Here is a 19342-nt window from a genome sequence, read left to right as displayed (position 1 = left end):
GAAATTTATTCCTAAATAATACCGTTTCATTTCCATTTACGGAATGTCCGATAATGAACACTTCGATTTTTGAAAAAATAGCTTAATTATCTGTATATCAACATTTTAATTCGTATCATTTCTTTTGGCATTTCCTTCGTTAACATGGATCTAAACGACATGACCTATCCTAAGAATAGCAGTCCGTATCGTAAACAAATTATTTAAACAGAAATATATCATGAAACTCATCAAAAACCTAATTGCAATGACAACAGTCATTATTTTATTATTAACTTATATTTTTCCGATCGCCACCCAAGCCGCAGAAAATAAACCCATTAAAACTGACAGGGTTTTCTCCCTTCAGAAAAATCATAATCAAAGGAAATATTGATGTAGTTCTGATCCAGCGGTCGGAGATTGGTATTTCTTATGCTAATGACAATGAAGGAAAAGCAAAAATAACACAACAGGGCGATGTACTTAACATCACCGGAACCGGGCCAATAACAGGCAGGTTGATTGTTTATGTAGCTGAAATTTATAGAATTGAAGCTGAAGATAATGCTACAGTAAGCACTGATGGAATATTGGCGACGAAATTTCTCCAGATTATTTTAAAGGGAAATGCAAACGCTAACATTTATACCAAAAGCCAGGGACTTTATACCGCAATTTATGATCAATCAACACTTTATTTAAAGGGAAACACAGATACACATTTTCTTTTGATGGATAAGCACCCAAAACTAACCTTTGATCAATTTGCTGTATTACAAACACAATTGACTAAATAGTTGAATACTGAAGTATTTGTATTGAAACTGATTAAACAAAAAAGCCTTAACTTTTGCAAGTTAAGGCTTTTGTTGCGGAATGGACGGGACTCGAACCCGCGACCTCCTGCGTGACAGGCAGGCATTCTAACCAGCTGAACTACCACTCCTTTTGTTCTTCTTTAAAGCTAGAACCTCTTCCCCTTTCGGGATTGCAAATATAGATACAATATTGAGTTTATCACTATAATAACCGTCTTTTTAATCATTTATTACGTAACACACTGAACCTCATTCTAAATATTTTAATCAAAATGATTTTTAAACAAAAAAGCCTCAACTTTTTCAAGTTAAGGCTTTTGTTGCGGAATGGACGGGACGAACCCGCGACCTCCTGCGCGACAGGCAGGCATTCTAACCAGCTGAACTACCACTCCTTTTGTTCCTCTTTAAAGTTAGAACCTCTTGTCTCTTTCGAGGTTGCAAATATAGAGACTATATCTTAATTCGCAAACTTTTTTTTCAAAAATATTTAACTATTTATCCTACAGTGCCTTCCTGCATCTTTTCTGCATTTTCAGCAAACTGAAGTGCATCAATAATCTCCTGAATGTCTCCATCCATGATCGATGGAAGGTTATACATCGTTAATCCGATACGGTGTTCGGTTACACGACCCTGTAGGATAATTGTATGTTCTGATTTTAGCCGAACGATCTCCTGTTGACACCATTGTTTTACGCTTGGCAGCAATATCTCCATTCTTTTTTCTGCAATTCGATATCGTAGAGCTTGCTACGCAACATCTCCATCGCAATTACACGGTTACCCAATTGAGAACGCTTCCTGCTGGCAAACCACCACAATACCCGATGGCTTGTGTGTTAACTGCACTTTTGTTTCAACTTTGTTTACGTTCTGTCCACCGGCACCACCTTAGCGCGAAGTTTGCAACTCAATATCCGCAGGATTAATGTATAAATCGATTTCTTCTGCTTCTGGCAAAACCGCTACCGATGCCGCTGAAGTATGCACACGCCCCTAAGTTTCTGTATCTGGCACACGCTGTACACGGTGTACACCACTTTCGTACTTTAACTGACCATAAACATCATCTCCATTTACTTTCAGAATCACCTCTTTGTAACCCCCGGCTGTTCCTTCCGTTACATCAACAGTTTCAACTTTCCAACCCTTGGTTTCGAAATAGCGGGTATACATACGGTATAAATCTCCTGCAAATAACGCGGCTTCATCGCCACCGGTACCGCCACGAATCTCAAATACAGCATTTTTAGCGTCTTCCGGATCTTTAGGAATCAACATCAAACGGATATTGCTTTCCATTTCTTCCTGTTGCTTTAACAAAAGATCGAGCTCCTCTTTTGCCATTTCACGCATTTCGGCATCTTTCTCAGTAGCTAAAATTTCTTTATTGGCATCGATATTACTCATTACATTCTTGTAGATTTTATATTCGTCTACAATTTTGCCTAAGTCTTTATATTCTTTATTTAAAGCCGCAAAACGTTTCATATCCTGAATTACATCCGGGTTACTCAACGATTCTTCCACATCTTCCCAACGCAGCTTTATAGCTTCTAATTTATCTAACATATTTATTCTTGTTGAAATTTCCTGATTAGCAGCAGAAGGCTAAAAATTAGGAAATGCAAAAATAAGGAAAAAAGCTGAATTAGTTTGTTTGGATGAAAGGGTTAATTGTTTGAAGTGCTTAATCGTTAATCTACGGCAAGTAAAACTAAGAAGTTAACTATTAGCCGGAAATGCAAAAATTAGATGTAAAAGTTTTGGAAATGAACAGTTCTGTAACCATGGCAGCCGATAGTCCCGCTATCACTTCAAGTCCTCACTCATGCTTCGCTCCGGGCTTTCCGTTTCTATCGGGTTTAGAAACAAAAGGCAGTTAGCATTATGCAAATCCAAATACCAGCACCCAAACGCGTAAATAAACGGGATCCGATAGCTCTCGGATGGAATGGCAGCTCCCGATTCTTTATTGATAAATCGGCACTAAATTAGTATCGAGACTTTAATGAAAAGCCCGACGAACATTTAAAAAAGCTATAGGGTTATCTTTCCAAAAAAAGAGCTTAAAATTAGGCTTTTGGATTATAATATTCCAGTTTCAAATTTACGCCATCAAATACCGCATAAGATTTGTAGCTAAGCCACTCCCCTATGTTCACATAGCGACTTCCCTTGCCCAAATCAATATCTAGAGGCAGGTGCCTGTGCCCGAAAATAAAATAATCGAAATGTGCTTTTTGTAATTGCTCTTTGGCATAAATGGCCAGCCATTCTTTATCTTCACCTAAAAAAACTTCTTCTTCGGTTTGTGCAGCCCTACTTCCCTGGCTCCATCCGTTAGCAATACCAATACCTAAATTTGGGTGCAAACGGGCAAACAACCACTGACAAAGTTTGCTTCTGAAAATTTTCCTTAAAAATTTGTACTTATTATCTCCCGGGCCTAAACCATCGCCATGATGTAGATAGAACTTCTTTCCACTCCTTTCTATAATCAGTTCATCACTTATTATTTCCATCCCAATTTCCTGCGCAAAAATAACTGCGCACCCACATGTCGTGATTTCCTTTAAAAAAGTAGATTTTTATTCCGGCATCGGCCATGGCAGCCAACTTACCCTGCAAGCGGATAAAACCTTTAGGAATTACCTTAGAATACTCAAACCAGAAATCGAAAATATCACCCATTAAGAACAGCTCGCTGCAATTGGGTTCAATAAAATTTAACCAACTTACAATCCGCTCCTCACGTGCACGGCTTTCAGCATAATTTGGTGTGCCTAAGTGAAAATCGGAAGCGAAATAAATATTTTTTGCCATGGATTTTCAAAGGTAAAGGAAAAAAAGCTGAAAGACTAGAGATGAGCTGAAAGACAGAAAGACTAATGAAGATAGACCAAAGCAGAAAGCTGAAAGACCAAAGACTAAAGCTGAAAGGCCAAAGACTAAAGCAGAAAGCTGAAAGACCAAGACCAAAGACTAAAGCAGAAAGCTGAAAGACCAAAGAAGAAAGACCAAAGAAGAAAGACCAAAGAAGAAAGACTAAAGCTCAAAATACCTTAATCATTGTAATCAACCCGAAGGTAAAAACATATATTAGTAAATAAATCTATCTTAACATGAAAAAACAAATTCTATTAGGCTTATTTGCATTAAGTCTGTTTGCCTGTAACCAAGGCAAAAAACCTGCAGAAAAAATAACATTGATGAAATACCCTGAAACAAGAAAAGACAGCACAAAAGATAATTACTTCGGAACTACAATAGCCGATCCTTACAGGTGGCTGGAAAACGATACCTCAGCAGAAACTAAAGCCTGGGTTGTAGCCGAAAATAAGGTTACCCAAAATTATCTTGAACAAATTCCATACCGTGCCGACATCAAAAAACGCTTAACAGCATTATGGAACTACCCCAAAGAAGGCGCACCATTTAAAGTTGGCGAATATTATTTCTTCACAAAAAATGATGGCCTCCAAAACCAAAGTATCTGGTTTATAAAAAAGGGGTTAGATGACAAAGAAGAAGTTTTTCTCGATCCGAATAAACTTACAAAAGATGGAACTGCAGCGGTTTCGCTGCTGGGTTTTTCGCACGATAAAAAATACCTGGCCTATTCCGTTGCACAAGCTGGATCAGACTGGAGCAATATTTATGTGATGGAAATTGCCAGCAAAACCAAATTAACGGATGAGTTAAAATGGACTAAATTTTCGGGAGCAGCATGGAAAGGCGATGGTTTTTACTACAGCAAATTCGACGAACCGGCTCAAGGAACCGACCTTTCTGCGGCCAACAAATACCAAAAAGTATATTTCCACAAATTAGGGGATCAGCAACAAAACGACCAACTGATTTTTGAAGATAAAACCAATCCAAATTTATATTTAGGGGCGAATGTATCTGAAGATGAACGCTTTTTGGTGATATATGCCAGCGCAGGCACTTCGGGCAATGCATTATTTTATCAGGATTTAAAATTACAGGGAAGCAAAATTGAACCGCTGATTAAAGGATATGAAAACAACCATAATGTTGTGGATAATATAGGTGATAAACTATTGCTAAATACCGACTTAGGCGCAGAAAATAAGCAGGTGGTTCTGGTAGATCCTAAAAATGCAGATCCTAAAAACTGGCAGAAAATTATTCCTGAAGCTAAACTGCCTCTTGAAGGCATCAGTACAGGTGGAGGTTTTCTTTGGGCATCCTACTTAAAAGATGCCAGTACCAACATTGTTCAGTTTGATTTAACAGGCAAAAAAATTGGAGATGTAAAATTACCAGCAATTGGAACTGTTGATGGTTTTGGTGGGTATAAAGAAGATAAAGAATTTTTTTACACTTTTACTAATTTTACTACTCCCGGTGCAATTTATCGATATGACCTAAACAAATCAGAATCAACACTTTATAAAAAATCTGGACTACAGTTTAATACCGACAATTATGAAACCAAACAGGTATTTTATCCATCGAAAGATGGTACAAAAGTACCCATGTTTATTGTACATAAAAAAGGGATTGAGCTTGATGGCAATAACCCGGTTTATCTTTATGCTTATGGTGGCTTCCAGGTTAGTTTAACACCTGGCTTCAGTTTATCCCGAATGTTGTTTTTAGAGCGTGGCGGCATTTACGTGCAACCAAGCTTACGTGGAGGAAGCGAATATGGCGAAGCCTGGCACAAAGGGGGGATGTTATCAAAAAAACAGAACGTTTTCGACGATTTTATTGTCGCAGCAGAATACCTGGTGAAAGAAAAATACACCAATCCATCGAAAATTGCCATTTCTGGTGGTTCAAATGGCGGTTTATTGGTTGGTGCCTGTATGACGCAAAGACCCGATCTGTTTAAAGTGGCCTTACCTGCTGTTGGTGTTTTAGACATGCTCCGTTACCACAAATTTACCGTTGGCTGGGGCTGGGCAGTGGAATATGGAAGCAGCGATAAAAAAGAAGATTTCGATTACCTGATTAAATATTCGCCATTGCATAACCTAAAAAGCGGTGTTAATTATCCTGCAACTTTAATCACCACTGCCGATCATGATGACCGCGTGGTACCTGCACATTCATTTAAATTTGCTGCAACCTTACAAGAAAAATACCGAGGTGAAAATCCTGTTTTAATTAGAATTGAAACCAAAGCAGGCCACGGTGCAGGCAAGCCAACTACCAAAATGATTGAAGAAGCAGCTGATATATGGAGTTTTGTGTTTCAGAATTTAGGAATGAGTTGGTAAAGCTGTCAGCTATGATGAAAATACATAAAGAAATTAAAAATAATGAGCTGTATTTATATCAAAGCGGAGCGCTTATTTATAAAAAATGGTTATTAACGGGCGAATCAAAAATTTTCGATTTAATGGCTTACGACAAATACACATTAGTAAGCTTTAATGAAGTAGAGTATGGAAATTCAAATCCATTAGTTTCAGTACATGCAGAATTGGAATTACACCTAACAAATGACGGGGGAAGGAAAACGGGTATTATATCAGGATACAGGCCTTATCATGTATTCGAATATAAGCAAAGCCAAATATTACAAACCTATATTGGTGATATTAATTTTAGTGAATGGCCTACTATCGAACCTGGAGAGAAAAAGATCGTAAAAATTAGATTTCTTGATTTTCCTTCCCTCCATCAATATTTACATGTTGGGCGGGTATGGCATATTCATGAAGGGGAACGGGTTATTGGCAAAGCTAGAATATTATCTTTTTATGATTCAGGAGGTGGAGGAACTAAATTTCCCACTAAATCCATAGACCAATTATAATTTGCTTTAAACCATCAAAAACCCTTAACTTTTGCTTTTTGTTAAATTATAGAATATAAAATACTGAATATAATCGGATTGCAAAATTATCTAGAATATTTCTAAATAGCAGAATTGATAATACTTTATTTCGTAACTTTGCGTCAAATTTTTTTTAATGATCACTACTGATATAGCCGTAATAGGCGCTGGTCCGGTTGGTTTATTTGCCATTTTTGAAGCCGGTTTATTAAAAATGCGTTGCCATTTAATTGATTACCTACCTCAGGTTGGTGGTCAGCTGTCTGAAATTTACCCTAAAAAACCGATATACGATATCCCAGGCTATCCTTCTGTGTTGGCCCAGGAACTTATCGATAACTTAATGGAGCAGGCAAAACCTTTCCATCCAACGTTTACTTTGGGCGAGCGTATTGAAGGTTTAGAGAAGCGTGGAGAAGCAGATTTCGTTTTAACGACCAATATGGGTACCGTTATCGAAGCTAAAGTTGTGGTAATTGCCGGTGGTTTAGGTTGCTTTGAGCCACGTAAACCTGCTGTAGAAAATTTAGAGAAATTTGAAAACGGTAAAGGTGTAAACTACATGATCCTTGATCCTGAGAAATACCGCGATCAGAAAATGGTGATTGCAGGTGGAGGCGATTCTGCTTTAGACTGGACCATTTACCTGGCAGAAGTTTGTTCTGAACTTACTTTAGTGCACAGAAGCGAAAGTTTCCGTGGTGCCCCAGATTCGGTTTCGAAAGTTATGGCGTTGGCAGAGAGTGGAAAAATTAATTTGATTTTAAATAGCAACCTTCAGGCTGTACAGGGAACCGACAAGTTGGAGCAAGTTGAAATTGTTCAGAACCGCACCATGGAAAAAACGGTTGTTGAAGCTGATCATTTAATTCCGTTGTTCGGCTTGAGTCCTAAATTAGGTCCGATTGAAGATTGGAACCTTAACATTAACAAAAGTGCAATTGAGGTTAATGTTGATGATTATTCGACAAACATCCCCGGTATTTATGCTATTGGTGATATCAATACCTACACCAACAAATTAAAATTGATTCTTTGTGGTTTCCACGAGGCGGCATTAATGAGCCATAGTGCTTATTCTTACATGAACCCAGGCGTGAAATATACCATGAAATATACAACCGTAAACGGGGTTTCAGAATTTTAAGCTTTCTACTATATTTGTGAATCAATATAAGTAAGCTGAAAAATGGAAAACAACATTAATATATACATGCAAGAGCCGGATGGCTCGGTTACTGAACACGTTGCACCAACAGACATGGGCTTAAGCCTAATGGAGTTTTTAAAAGCATCAGAATATGATATTCTGGCTACCTGTGGCGGAATGGCTTTATGTGCTACCTGCTGCGTTGATGTGTTGGAAGGTGAAGAGAAACTGAACGAAATGACAGACAATGAGTATGCCATGTTAGATACTTTGCCAGATTTGTTGCCAAATTCTCGTTTAGCCTGCCAACTGCAGTTAAACAACAATATGGACGGATTGAAAGTGAAATTACACGGCGTAAGCTAAGTTGTGAAACATATTTAAGAGAAAAGGCGATACTACTAAGTGTCGCCTTTCTTTTTTTATTTCACCGCAGCGAATTGTAAATGGTTAATAGAAATTACACAATGATTTGCGCATTACGTAATTCCGATGAGTCCTATTGTGTGGGCACGTCTTGTTTAATCTCGATTTGTTTTAGTTCCTTTGCCTAAGCCGATCATCAGGCTGATCCGATAGCTATCGGATTTATTTCAGCATCTCTCCTGCTATCAGTTGGCCTTGATTCATTAAGAAGGCACACAATGTCATTTTTTTTTCGCTCTTTGCCTCGGGGCATGGTACTTTGGAGTGCCAAAGTACCAAAAGCGCTTTGTCAACCGACAATGTGGCTCCTCTTCACCCACGCTCATCAAAAAACAGTGGCACTTTGTTTAATCAGTTTTTGTTTGTATTTTCTTTGGGCTGATTGAGCCCTTCGGGGTTTGTGTTCAATTCATGTTAAAGTTTTGACTCATCTCATACAATTTTAGACCTCGCGGGTTTTGAAGCAGCGGCCCTTGTTATTAAACCTGATAAAGCGAAAAGCCCGGAGCGAGGAACGAGTGAGGACTTGAAGTGATAGCAGGGCTACAATTGCCATTGACGCAGAACCCATCATTTCCAAAAACGATGATAATAAGCTTACACTTCAGGAGTAAATCGCGACTAACAAAATCTTTATCAGAAACCCCGCAGGTTTTAAAAACCTGCGGGGTCTGGATGGCAATTTATTGAATAGTTACTTTCTGCTTTTCTACATTCCAGCCGTATACTTCTACCGCCAAATTATTTTGCTTTCCTGTATATTCTACAGTTACGGTTTTACTTTCTCCTGGTAAAACACTCACGTAGTTATCATCATAAAATGCAGGCAATATACGCTCGCCAGTGTTAGTGTTAATTAAAGCAACGCGGTTAAAAAACGCCATAGGGTTTCCATTTGCATTGCTCAGCGTAACCGCTACTTTACCATTTTTCTGATCAGTTGCTGTCACCTTTAACGGTGCTTTTTTGATATTTTTTAATCCTGAATACTCACCATCTTTTCCTGGGAGCCAGTAAATGTTTTCGCTTAAAATGTTCTGCTTCTGGGTCTAGAATTCTTAAGGAAACAAATACACCTTCCTTTTTATCCAACTTGTTTAAGAACTCGTTCATAGGAAAAAGTCTTCTCACCGAAGATGGTCCAATTGAATTAAATACCTGTGAATAAAAGTAGTCTTTGCCATCCATATCGTAAGCTTTGGCTTGTACCATCAGGTTATTTTTGGTAACAAAACCATTATTCACAATGGTAACCATACTATCCAAAGGATTCATCATTACATGCAGCGGCTCACTTCCTTTCCTTAAACCATATAAACAGGCGTTAGGATCAAGATAATAATCATACATCTGCCCTCGCATGGCCGTCCACGGGTTTTGCGTTTTCCAAATGATGGAACCGGTATACCAATCCCACATTTTATTCGAGAAACCTTCCATTAAAGCCCTGTACTGATCATAATTGGCCAATTGTGCCTTCATGGCAAAATCTTCAACACTTTTTGGCTTACCATATGGGTTAAGGTATTGCTCATAAGAGATGTATTTATGGTAATCCCATACCGAATCGGGCTTGGCTTTATATTGTGGCGCAACCAGATTTTCTTTAGGGATAAAGCGAAGCAAAGATACATAATCGCCCACCCCTACCGAGCCTACTTCAGAGTTATAAGGAAATGTTCTGGTGCTCCAAAAAGTTTTGGTGTCCTGTATCCCGTACGGGCCATCACCGTTCCCACCGATAGAATTGAAAGACATTTCATCACTGTTTGAAAAATCAAAAAGTTTTCTTGTGCCGTCTAGGCGGGGCAGAATATCATTTTTTAAAGGCTCCAAAATATCTTCAGGCGGGGTAATTTCATTCCCTCCACACCAAAATGCAAGTGAAGCGTGGTTTCTGATCATCTTGATCTGATCTTCAATGGCTGTTAAGGTTAAATTATGGTCATCAGGATAATTTCTACGCGTCCATTGGTCTTCTTTCTTCATTGGATCTACCCAGCGGCCATTGCAATCGCCACTAAACCAAAAATCCTGAAATACAAGCAAACCATATTTATCGCATGCATTATAAAACTCAGGTCTTTCTAAAATAGCTCCTCCCCAAATGCGGATCAGGTTGAGGTTCATATCCTTATGGTAACGTATTTCTGCATCGTAACGGGCATCGCTAAAGCGGAGCATCGCATCAGAAATTATCCAATTGCCACCTTTAATAAAAATTTTTTGTCCGTTTACATAGGCACCCATGCTTTTGGTGTGCTCATTCCAGATATTATCAATCTGGCGCACGCCCACTTTAAGCTGCTCTTGATCTAATACCTGGTTAGCTGCTACAAATTCAATTTTTACATCGTACAGATTTTGTGCTCCATATCCGCTTGGCCACCATAATTTAGGGTTTTCGAGCTGTAAATCAGGCAGCTTAACTGTTGCTGTTTTATTCGCTGCGATGGTGGTAGGTTGTTTAATCAACTTTCCGGCAATTTGATACTGTAAAGTTCCAGAAATCGCCTGATTTGTTGGGTTTTCTACTTCAACTGAAACTTTAACAGTTGCAGGGTTTTGTTTCCCTTCTGGTAAACGCTTGCCCGGAACCAAAGTGATTACCTGAGGATTCTGGATATTGATATTCTTTGTTTTCTCGATGGTCACTTTATCCCAAATGCCCGTATTACGATCTCGGGTGGGTTGGATCCAGTCCCAGCCAGCAGTATATTGTGTAGTAAGGCCTTTGGCAATGGTACCGTCGCCACCTTGGCCTCCATTCGGATTTCCCGGAAAATCTGGTGGATAAACAATCACTGCAAGTCTATTTTTTCCATTCGCAGCTAATAGTTTGGTAATGTTGTACTGCGCCCTAAGGTGCATACCTACCTGGGTTTTAGGATTAACTTTTTTTCCGTTTAAATAAATTTCGGCTTTGTAATTTATTCCTCTAAATTGTAGCCAAACCTGTTCGTTACCCACAGCACGCTCTTCAAAATCTTTTACAAACCAATAGGTGTAATAATCATTTCCGGTTTTATAAACGTCTGGAATTTTCTCATTATTCATCCCATAAAAAGGATCAGGTACTTTTTTGTTGTTCAGTAAAGTAGTTAATACTGTACCGGGAACGGTTGCGGGCATCCAATTGTTAAGAGAAAAACCCGATTTAGAAATTTCAGCACCGTTTGATTGTGCATCTTTAATATTGGTACACACCCAGCCCGAGTTTAGCTCATAACGCTGCTGAGCATTTACAATGAAAGCCGAACAGAGTAAAAGAAGTAGAAATATTTTCCGCATTTATTTATGATATTTTAGTTGATACTTGTTTACGGTTAATTTAATAAGGTTTATTACTACAGAATTGCCATCCTGAACTTGTCGAAAAGCTTTTCACAACTTCATGCATGCAGGGGCATTTCAACAGGCTCAACGTAACAGTTTCCAGATCAATCAAACCTAGAATAACCTTACGCTTTATCTATAATTGTTTATCTGATGTTGGCCTGTCTTCTGGTTTTACGCCCCATGTTCCAGATGGTTTTTTGCCCATATAAATTTGCATATTTCCACCTGCAGTTATGGCTTTGTGCAAAATATACGATTTAGTATATGGTTTTCCATTCAGCACAATTTTCTGAATATACTTATTCCCGGCACTATTACCTACAACCTTTATATTAAATTTCTTATTCCCAGGCAGCGAAATAACCGCATCGTTAACCAAAGGTGTTCCAAAAACGTAAGCTCCATTTGCGGGATTAACAGGATAAAATCCCATTGCAGTAAAAATGTACCATGCACTCATTTGCCCTACATCTTCATTGCCACACAACCCATCTGGTTTTGATGAATAAAAATCATGGTCTATTTTACGGATCAGATCTGCAGTTTTCCATGGCTGGCCTGCATATGTATACAAATAGGTAATGTGGTGATTGGGTTCATTTCCTTGTGCATAATTACCAATCAACCCACTAATATCGGGTGAGCCATTGGTACCTAAATCCAAAGGTAAGGTAAATAGCGAGTCGAGTTTATTAATAAAAGGTTTATCTCCTCCAAAAAGCTTAATCAGTCCTTCTACATCCTGAGGCACCAACCAGGTATATTGCCAGGCATTTCCTTCTACATAATCATCTTCACGGTGTTTTGATGAAAAAGGATCGAAAGGGGTTCTCCAGGTTCCGTTGGCCAATTTGCCACGCATAAACTGAACGCTTGGATCGAAATATAAACTGTACAACTTCGATCTTTTACTAAAATAATTGTAATCGGCTGTTTTGTTCAATGCCTTAGCCATTTGCGCTATACAATAATCATCGATAGCATACTCCAAAGCCTTACCAACTGATTCATTTACCTTATCAGCCGGAATATGTTTTAGCTCCTGAATATATTCAATACCATCTGTTTTTTGCATGGCCGATTGTTTAATTGCTTCATAAGCCAGGTTTACATCAAATCCGCGGTATCCTTTTAAATAGGCATCAACAATAACCGGCACAGCATGGTAACCCACCATGGTATTGGTTTCGCTGCCCATTAAGTGCCAAACCGGCAACTTCCCTTGCTGTTTGTAAATGGCCAACATGGTATTTACCACATCGCTTACTTTATCCTGGTGTAAAATGGTAAACAACGGATTGGCTGCGCGATAAGTATCCCACAATGAAAAGGTGGTGAGGTTATTAAAATTGGCCTTTCTGTAAACTTTTTTATCAGTTCCCAAATAATCTTTATTTACATCATTAAATAATGATGGTGCAATCATAGTATGGTATAATGCCGTGTAAAATACCTTTTTAGTGGTGGTTGAGGCCTCAATTTTAACTTTAGATAGCTCTTTTTCCCATTTTGCATCAGCATTTTTAACTGTAGAAGCGAAATCCCAGCCTGGTAATTCGGTTTTTAGATTTAAAATTGCATTTTCTACACTTACTGGCGACAAGGCAACTTTAATTTGTAATTTCTCAGCATTAAGGGCGTTAAAAGTAACAATTGCCTTTAATTTTTTGCCTGTTAGTGATGATCCGCTTTTTACAACTGTACTATCATATAGCGCAATATTTTTTATTGGTTGCGAAAGTTTGATTACAAAATACAAACGTTGATCGTTAGACCATCCTTTAGAATTTCTGTGCCCAACAATGGTAGTGGCATCTATTTGCTTTAAAGAGGCAGATACCGGGGCATCCCAACCTATGCCCTCAATTAAATCGATAATAACATGTGGATTTTCAGCGTTTTTTTTAAAGGTATATTGGTGGAAACCAACCCTTTCTGTAGCTGTTAACTCGGCTTTGATTTGGTATTTATCAAGTAATACACTGTAATAACCAGCTTTAGCCACTTCATTTTGGTGCGAAAATTTAGAAAGATATCCTTGCTGATCATCGGCTGTTTTTCCTTTTTCTAAAATAATTTTACCAGTGGCAGGCATAATCGAAATATCTCCCAAATCGCCAATTCCTGTTCCACTTAAATGGGTATGGGCAAATCCGGTAATGGTATTGCTGATGTAGTTATACCCGCTGCACCAGTCCCAACCTTCAAAAATATTGTTCGGCCCAAGCTGAACAGCCCCGAACGGAACATTGGCACCAACGAAAACGTGCCCATGTTTTGCTGATCCAATTAATGGATCTACATATTGCGTAAGCTTTGTTTTCTGATGTGCAGTGGCATTAAGTGTAAATAGAGAGGCGGTTAGAAGTAGAATAGACGAGATTTTTCTGAACTGCATGTGTATTATAATTTCCTACGATAGATTTAAAAATCTAAAAGTAAAACGTTTTATGATTAATTCTCATAAAAAGGGAAATAATTATATAAAATGTCCGTCATTTCAACTGAAACGCTGTCTTGATGATAAATCGAAAGAGAGATTTATCATCATTGGATTTAGCTTCTCTGAGCACTTCGCTTGAAAGGACGATTACACAGGTAAACGACCTCTTATCAAATCTCTAAAACAATTACCTGATCGGGTTCATCGGCATTTAAAGTTGTGGCAATCGTTAATTTGGATTGTTTAAGTGTGTAGTTTACCGGGGTTTTATCTTTTAGTAAATACGCTTTTTTGATTTTTTTTACCGGAAAGTTTTCCAAATCTAGCTTTGCCGTTTTACCATCTACTATATGGATATAAATTTTTTTGTCGCTTTGCGTAATGCTTCCCCATGCTTGTGGCTTTATAAAGCCTGCTTTGGTACCGTAAATACTTTCGCCATACATTTTAAGCCAATCGCCTAAACCGGCTAATCTGTCTTGAAACTCAGGCTGAATTTTACCGCTCGGCATCGGGCCGATGTTAAGTAAAAGATTGGAGCCTAAGCTTGCTGCTTTAACCAACATGTGCACCAATTCTTTATTAGATTTATAATAGGTATCGCTTAAATTATAACCCCACGAATTAGATATCGTTTCGCAGGTTTCGAGTGGCAATTGATCTGATGCTTTTTGAAAACTTAACCCTGATTTATTCTCACCCGGAAGATCACGTTCGAACATCTGAAAATCTTCTCCGGCAAAAGGTGTAAGGTGGTGGTTATTCCCAATCATACATTGCGGTTGGAGTTTGTGTATCAAACCATAAATTTCATTGTATTTCCAGTCAATTCTTGATGTTCTGTCTTTTGATCCTTCTGGTTCAGTCTGATCCCAGTGCCCATCAAACCAGATCCCGCCTATTTCGCCGTAATTGGTTAATAATTCGGTTAACTGATTTTTCATAAACTGCAAATAACTTGCGTAATCGCCTTTGCCTGTTCTACCGGAATTCTGCCCCGTGCGGCCGGTTTCATGCGGATAATCTTCCCTGCGCCAATCCAGTAATGAATAGTACAGGTATAATTTTACCCCTTGTTTATGGCATTCATCGGCCATCATTTTTACAATATCCTTTTTATAAGGTGTATTCATGATGTTAAAATCAGAATATTTGGTATCCCACATGCTAAAGCCATCATGGTGCCTTGTAATCAGCGTAATGTACTTCATCCCGGCATTTTTTGCCATGGTTACCCATTTTTCGGCATTAAAATCAATTGGATTAAAAAAATCTTTAAGGTTTGTATAATTATGAACAGTAAGTTTCCGCTCATTCATTACCCATTCGCCACTACCCGGAATGCTAAAAGGCCCCCAATGGATAAACAATCCGAAACGGGCATCACTAAACCATTCCCGCTGTTTCAAATTAGCAGCCGCAGGCATGTAGTTTTGTGCTTTCAACTGTATGCCAAGCAATAGTAACAATCCTATTATTACAAATTTTTTCATATGGTGAAGCTTATATTTTGGTTAGATTTTAGTCTATTGATGCCGTAGCTTTGGTTGGTTTGCCAATTACTTTATAGTTTCCATCTCCTTTTAAAATGGCTAAAATCTGTGTTTGGTTGGTAAACAGGGTTTTTGCCGCAGCCAATTCTTTATCGTACTGAAAACTTTGCTCTATCCGGCCTTTTTCATAAAAATAACGGCTCACAATCTGTGTTTCCAATACTCTTTTAATTTCTGCCTTATGGCTTACCAGGTCAGTTTTTTTAGAGGATGTAAGTTTGTATTTCAGGTTTTCCAGGTCGGTTTTTACTTCAGCGGATTTATTTTCCTTTTCAGCCTCTAAACGCAAGTCAGATAGTAATCTTTCGGTACGGCTCTGATAAGCCAGATCTTTATCTGCAAGGCTGCTGGCAAAAGTGTTATAATCAGCATCGGTTAGCTGGAAGGTTTTTGCAGAAGTCAAAGCTGGTTTCTCTTTTCTATATTGGTTTGCATAGTTAAAGAAAAGGCTTTTATTAATCATCGAAATGGTAATCGGGCTTAATTTAGCTGCATCAACCACCACATCAGGATATACACCATTGCCACTGTAAACATTTCTGCCGGCTTTTGTTTGGTACATTACCATGGTAGAATCTGCAAAACGTTCGGCTACTCCTTCGGCATTTTTATGCGCATAATCCAATTTTTGAATACACCGGCCTGATGGGGTGTAATATTTGGCCACAGTTACTTTAACCAGGCTGTTGTATGGCAAATTGAAAGTTTGTTGTACTAGGCCTTTACCATAACTGCGCTGACCGATTACAATGGCCCGATCTAAATCTTGCAGCGACCCAGCCACAATTTCTGAAGCGGAAGCAGAGTTGCCATTAACCAAAACCACCAACGGAACCGAAGGTGCTATTGGCGCAGACAGGGTTTTGTAGGTGATTGTTTTCTCTACATTTTTACCTTTTTGAGTAACTACAAGCTGATCTTTATTGACGAACAGGTTTACAATTTTAACAGCTTCCTGCAATATCTCCTCCGCCGTTATTCCTTAAATCAAGTACTACACCTTTAGGGTTTTCTTTTTGAATGGCCAACAGTGCATCCTTCACCTCCTGACCGGAATTTTCGAGAAATTTATCGAGCTTAATGTAGCCAATACCCTCGCCAACCATGCCCGAATAAGAAACATTGGGTTGTTTGATCTCTTCGCGAATGAGCTTTTTTGTGATTTCCTTACCATCTCTGATCATCAGCAAATCTACTGCAGTTGCTTTAGGTCCGCGTAGTAGCTGGCTAATTTCTGCACGGTCTTTCCCTTTTACTACTATTCCGTTTATACTCACTATCTGATCGCCGGCTTTAATTTCACTTTTATTAGCCGGATAACCTTCACTCACATCATTGATGAACAGTTTTCCATCAATAAAAACAGTGCTTGCTCCAATACCACCATATTGTGTACTTACATATTTCAGTTTATAATCTTCTATTTCCGATTCGGGAACATACTCTGTATACGGATCCAGGCTATCCAACATGGCATCAATACCAGTTTTCATCAATTGCGGGGCATTGGTATCATCAACATAATTGATGTTGATCTCTTTATAAAGCGAGGCAAAAATATCGAGGTTTTTAGAAACCAGAAATAAATCTTCTTTGAATGAAAAAGATACTACAGCAAGGCCAAAGCCAGCCGCTAAAAGACCATATTTTAGTTTTTTCATTCCCTTATGTATTTTATATTCCGCTTTGGCAGGTAAAATGAAATACCTGTCTGCCTGAAGGATGATTTATTGAATGCACAAACGTAAATGTACAAAAAGCGGCAAATATTAAAAACAGCTTATTTGGGGCAAGCGTAAATTAAGCGTTACGCTAATTAAGGAGGTTAAAGTACTGAGTTTACTACAATCTGTTTCCTTTGGTATCTGCCAGGGCTTTTTGAATGGTAAATTCGACATAGGTACGGTCGCGCTTAACTAAACGCATTAAATCTTCAACCAGTTGATCTTCTTTGCCTGGCGTAAATTCCAAGGGTTCGTTGGCAAGGTCGCGGTATTTCCTTAAGAACTTGGTTTTTACTTTAAATGCAGTTTCTGAAGTGAGTTGAAAATTAGCCATGGCATATTTTATTTGATGCAAAAGTAAAAAATATTTGTTCAGGTTGATGCGTTTTTATGTGAAGTGACAAAAAAAGTGGAGATTCGCGCTTTATTTTTGCACGATAATTGTGTTAAAACCGCGTTATAGAACAAAATCAGGTGTAAAATCCAAAAAACTGTAAATGTTAAACATGAGCCACAAACAGTAATAATAGTACTCAAATATGGTATTATGCCTGATTTGCGGCTCAAAAATCCCTAAAAAAGCAAATTAAACAACATGAAAAAAATCATCTTCTCTATTGTTTTCCTAACCCTGGGTTGGGCAACATCAAAGGCACAAACTTTTAACCTTGGCGTTAAAGCAGGCGTAAATTTAGCTAAGTTAAATGCAGATTTTGCAAGTGAAGAAAACCGTTTGGGTTACCAAATCGGTGCATGGGCGCGTATTGGTGGTGCAAGTTTTTATGTGCAACCTGAAGCCTATATCGGCAGTAAAGGCAACAAATTTATCAGCATTCAGCAAGATAATGGAAATGAAGTTCAGGCAGAAGGAAAAGTGAAATTTACCACATTGGATGTTCCTGTTTTACTTGGAACAAAGTTTGGAGCTAAAAACCTAAATTTCCGCCTAATGGCCGGTCCGGTTATTTCATTTATTCTGGATGAAAACTCATCGTTTAGCTCTGCTTACCAGCAAGCTACAGATTTCGACAATTACAAAAATCAGGCATTGGGTTTACAGGCTGGTGCAGGAGTAGATGTAGGCAATATTTCGGTTGATTTACGCTATGAGGCGGGCTTATCGAACATTAGTAAAAGTGAAAAATACAGCCAAAAACCTAATTTATTTCAACTGAGTTTAGGATTTAAGATTTTGTAATAACAGCAAAAATTTACTATCAAAAAATTTAAATTACATAAGAAAAGCCATTATAAATGGCTTTTCTTATGTAATTTCTTTTAATAAAAAGTAGTATAAAATGTAACCGCTAGCGGGTAAGTAGCATTGCCTGCCACCCCTCGGATATAAATGGTATATGCCCTACCTTTAGTTAATGTAAAGGTTGAGCCCGATGCTATTAACGGGGTACTTGTTCCTGCAATGTTAACAAACAATTTTGGAGCAGGTGCTGTACCAGGACCTAAATTTGGTATTTCCGTCCATGATGTGGCTGTTCCATAAGCAACATTTGAAATTATCTTGGTTCCTGTAACAGCATCTTTAATCAAATCCAGATTAGGGCTGCCATTATACAAGTTAACCATGCGTACAAAAATCTTAGACGTATCTAGTGTAGGCCTGCTGTCTTCAACCATTAAAGATGATGGAATTTTTTTACTGGTAGCAGTGTATTGGCCTGTTGTATAGATGGTATAATACTTTCCAGCTTCAGGTGTGATGGTTGTATTAAAAACTTCCAAATTTGGATCAGGCATCACCGATGGAATAATTTTAGCGGTTAAATTGTGTGCGCCAGGGCTTGTAACCGCATAACCTAAATCAGGAAACAGGCCATTATACGCATATCCCGCATTTTCTACCCCTAAACTGGATAATGATGACGAAAATTTAGTGCCATCCATATAAAAAGTAAGCGCAGGACTTCCTGGTGTAAGATTCAAAATTTTTAGGTATGAATATTTGGGATCTGCTGGACTTATTTTTTCGTAAGCCGTATTTTCTACAAGATCGCCTTTTTTACAAGCGGAGAATAATCCAATACTAACCGCAATAAAATATAATATTTTTTTCATTTTTCTTTTTAATAAA

General features: G+C 38.3%; 15 protein-coding genes, 2 tRNA genes and 2 pseudogenes. 7 read left to right on the top strand and 12 right to left on the bottom strand.

The features are described 5' to 3' along the window. Positions 1-278 precede the first annotated feature (278 nt). Positions 279-779 carry a GIN domain-containing protein gene (locus tag AC0IWE_RS21270; RefSeq protein ID WP_471794805.1) on the top strand — a complete coding sequence of 167 codons (501 nt, stop codon included), beginning with the start codon at positions 279-281 and terminating at the stop codon, positions 777-779. A gap of 75 nt (positions 780-854) precedes the next feature. Here the strand turns inward: AC0IWE_RS21270 and AC0IWE_RS21265 are convergent. The 3 genes and pseudogenes from AC0IWE_RS21265 to prfA all read right to left on the bottom strand — a co-directional run bounded on the left by AC0IWE_RS21265 (position 855) and on the right by prfA (position 2375). Continuing rightward, positions 855-928, bottom strand: a tRNA-Asp gene (locus AC0IWE_RS21265). A gap of 195 nt (positions 929-1123) precedes the next feature. Next, positions 1124-1195: transfer RNA gene (locus AC0IWE_RS21260), tRNA-Asp, on the bottom strand. A gap of 103 nt (positions 1196-1298) precedes the next feature. Beyond that, positions 1299-2375: pseudogene (prfA, locus tag AC0IWE_RS21255) on the bottom strand (peptide chain release factor 1). Positions 2376-2545: 170 nt separating this feature from the next. Here prfA and AC0IWE_RS21250 point away from each other — a divergent pair. Beyond that, positions 2546-2689, top strand: a complete 144-nt coding sequence (locus AC0IWE_RS21250) for a hypothetical protein (RefSeq protein ID WP_471794633.1) — start codon at positions 2546-2548, stop codon at positions 2687-2689. Between the two features lie 189 nt (positions 2690-2878). Here AC0IWE_RS21250 and AC0IWE_RS21245 read toward each other — a convergent pair. Next, positions 2879-3629 (bottom strand): annotated as a pseudogene (locus tag AC0IWE_RS21245) (UDP-2,3-diacylglucosamine diphosphatase). A gap of 299 nt (positions 3630-3928) precedes the next feature. Between AC0IWE_RS21245 and AC0IWE_RS21240 the strand changes: the two are divergent. The 4 genes from AC0IWE_RS21240 (at position 3929) to AC0IWE_RS21225 (ending at position 8134) form a co-directional block, all read left to right on the top strand. Continuing rightward, positions 3929-6055 (top strand): prolyl oligopeptidase family serine peptidase, encoded by a 2127-nt coding sequence (locus AC0IWE_RS21240; protein WP_471794632.1) that lies wholly within the window; start codon positions 3929-3931, stop codon positions 6053-6055. 11 nt (positions 6056-6066) lie between these two features. After that, entirely contained in the window at positions 6067-6597 is a 531-nt protein-coding gene (locus AC0IWE_RS21235) for a hypothetical protein (RefSeq protein ID WP_471794631.1), read from the top strand. A gap of 157 nt (positions 6598-6754) precedes the next feature. Beyond that, positions 6755-7765, top strand: a complete 1011-nt coding sequence (locus tag AC0IWE_RS21230; RefSeq protein WP_055904368.1) for an NAD(P)/FAD-dependent oxidoreductase — start codon at positions 6755-6757, stop codon at positions 7763-7765. Positions 7766-7807: 42 nt separating this feature from the next. After that, positions 7808-8134, top strand: coding sequence for a 2Fe-2S iron-sulfur cluster-binding protein (locus AC0IWE_RS21225; RefSeq protein WP_471794630.1), 327 nt, complete (start codon positions 7808-7810; stop codon positions 8132-8134). A gap of 743 nt (positions 8135-8877) precedes the next feature. Here AC0IWE_RS21225 and AC0IWE_RS21220 read toward each other — a convergent pair. From AC0IWE_RS21220 to AC0IWE_RS21190, 7 genes are all read right to left on the bottom strand, one after another. After that, positions 8878-9165: a hypothetical protein gene (locus AC0IWE_RS21220; RefSeq protein WP_471794804.1), complete on the bottom strand. Its 288-nt coding sequence runs from the start codon at positions 9163-9165 to the stop codon at positions 8878-8880. 19 nt (positions 9166-9184) lie between these two features. Beyond that, a complete protein-coding gene (locus AC0IWE_RS21215; RefSeq protein WP_471794629.1) occupies positions 9185-11485 on the bottom strand; it encodes a glycoside hydrolase family 2 protein in 2301 nt (766 codons plus the stop codon). A gap of 181 nt (positions 11486-11666) precedes the next feature. Continuing rightward, positions 11667-13931, bottom strand: a complete 2265-nt coding sequence (locus tag AC0IWE_RS21210; protein WP_471794628.1) for a GH92 family glycosyl hydrolase — start codon at positions 13929-13931, stop codon at positions 11667-11669. Positions 13932-14146: 215 nt separating this feature from the next. Continuing rightward, entirely contained in the window at positions 14147-15469 is a 1323-nt protein-coding gene (locus AC0IWE_RS21205; protein ID WP_471794627.1) for an alpha-L-fucosidase, read from the bottom strand. A gap of 28 nt (positions 15470-15497) precedes the next feature. Then, positions 15498-16490, bottom strand: a complete 993-nt coding sequence (locus tag AC0IWE_RS21200; RefSeq protein WP_471794626.1) for a S41 family peptidase — start codon at positions 16488-16490, stop codon at positions 15498-15500. Continuing rightward, on the bottom strand, positions 16474-17190 hold the full coding sequence (locus AC0IWE_RS21195; RefSeq protein ID WP_471794625.1) for a S41 family peptidase: 717 nt from the start codon (positions 17188-17190) through the stop codon (positions 16474-16476). Before AC0IWE_RS21195 ends, AC0IWE_RS21200 begins: the two co-directional genes overlap by 17 nt. A gap of 181 nt (positions 17191-17371) precedes the next feature. Next, the gene (locus tag AC0IWE_RS21190) at positions 17372-17587 is read right to left on the bottom strand and encodes a hypothetical protein (RefSeq protein WP_055904352.1); all 216 of its coding nucleotides are present in this window, start codon (positions 17585-17587) and stop codon (positions 17372-17374) included. Between the two features lie 261 nt (positions 17588-17848). Between AC0IWE_RS21190 and AC0IWE_RS21185 the strand changes: the two genes are divergently transcribed. Beyond that, on the top strand, positions 17849-18451 hold the full coding sequence (locus tag AC0IWE_RS21185; protein WP_055904349.1) for a porin family protein: 603 nt from the start codon (positions 17849-17851) through the stop codon (positions 18449-18451). 80 nt (positions 18452-18531) lie between these two features. Here the strand turns inward: AC0IWE_RS21185 and AC0IWE_RS21180 are convergent, their stop codons facing one another. Continuing rightward, complete coding sequence (locus AC0IWE_RS21180; RefSeq protein ID WP_471794624.1) at positions 18532-19326, bottom strand: DUF4397 domain-containing protein; 795 nt, start codon at positions 19324-19326, stop codon at positions 18532-18534. Between the last annotated feature and the right edge of the window lie 16 nt (positions 19327-19342).

The organism is Pedobacter sp. AC402 (assembly GCF_979252805.1).
This window is presented reverse-complemented; position numbering and strand designations above follow the sequence as displayed.

Bases quoted from the DNA above. Each gene is read 5' to 3' on its own strand.
- AC0IWE_RS21185 (WP_055904349.1), top strand. From the start codon at position 17,849: ATGAAAAAAATCATCTTCTCTATTGTTTTCCTAACCCTGGGTTGGGCA.
- AC0IWE_RS21230 (WP_055904368.1), top strand. From the start codon at position 6,755: ATGATCACTACTGATATAGCCGTAATAGGCGCTGGTCCGGTTGGTTTA.
- AC0IWE_RS21210 (WP_471794628.1), bottom strand. From the start codon at position 13,931: ATGCAGTTCAGAAAAATCTCGTCTATTCTACTTCTAACCGCCTCTCTA.
- AC0IWE_RS21195 (WP_471794625.1), bottom strand. From the start codon at position 17,190: ATGAAAAAACTAAAATATGGTCTTTTAGCGGCTGGCTTTGGCCTTGCT.
- AC0IWE_RS21215 (WP_471794629.1), bottom strand. From the start codon at position 11,485: ATGCGGAAAATATTTCTACTTCTTTTACTCTGTTCGGCTTTCATTGTA.
- AC0IWE_RS21240 (WP_471794632.1), top strand. From the start codon at position 3,929: ATGAAAAAACAAATTCTATTAGGCTTATTTGCATTAAGTCTGTTTGCC.
- AC0IWE_RS21180 (WP_471794624.1), bottom strand. From the start codon at position 19,326: ATGAAAAAAATATTATATTTTATTGCGGTTAGTATTGGATTATTCTCC.
- AC0IWE_RS21250 (WP_471794633.1), top strand. From the start codon at position 2,546: ATGCAAAAATTAGATGTAAAAGTTTTGGAAATGAACAGTTCTGTAACC.
- AC0IWE_RS21235 (WP_471794631.1), top strand. From the start codon at position 6,067: ATGATGAAAATACATAAAGAAATTAAAAATAATGAGCTGTATTTATAT.
- AC0IWE_RS21190 (WP_055904352.1), bottom strand. From the start codon at position 17,587: ATGGCTAATTTTCAACTCACTTCAGAAACTGCATTTAAAGTAAAAACC.
- AC0IWE_RS21205 (WP_471794627.1), bottom strand. From the start codon at position 15,469: ATGAAAAAATTTGTAATAATAGGATTGTTACTATTGCTTGGCATACAG.
- AC0IWE_RS21225 (WP_471794630.1), top strand. From the start codon at position 7,808: ATGGAAAACAACATTAATATATACATGCAAGAGCCGGATGGCTCGGTT.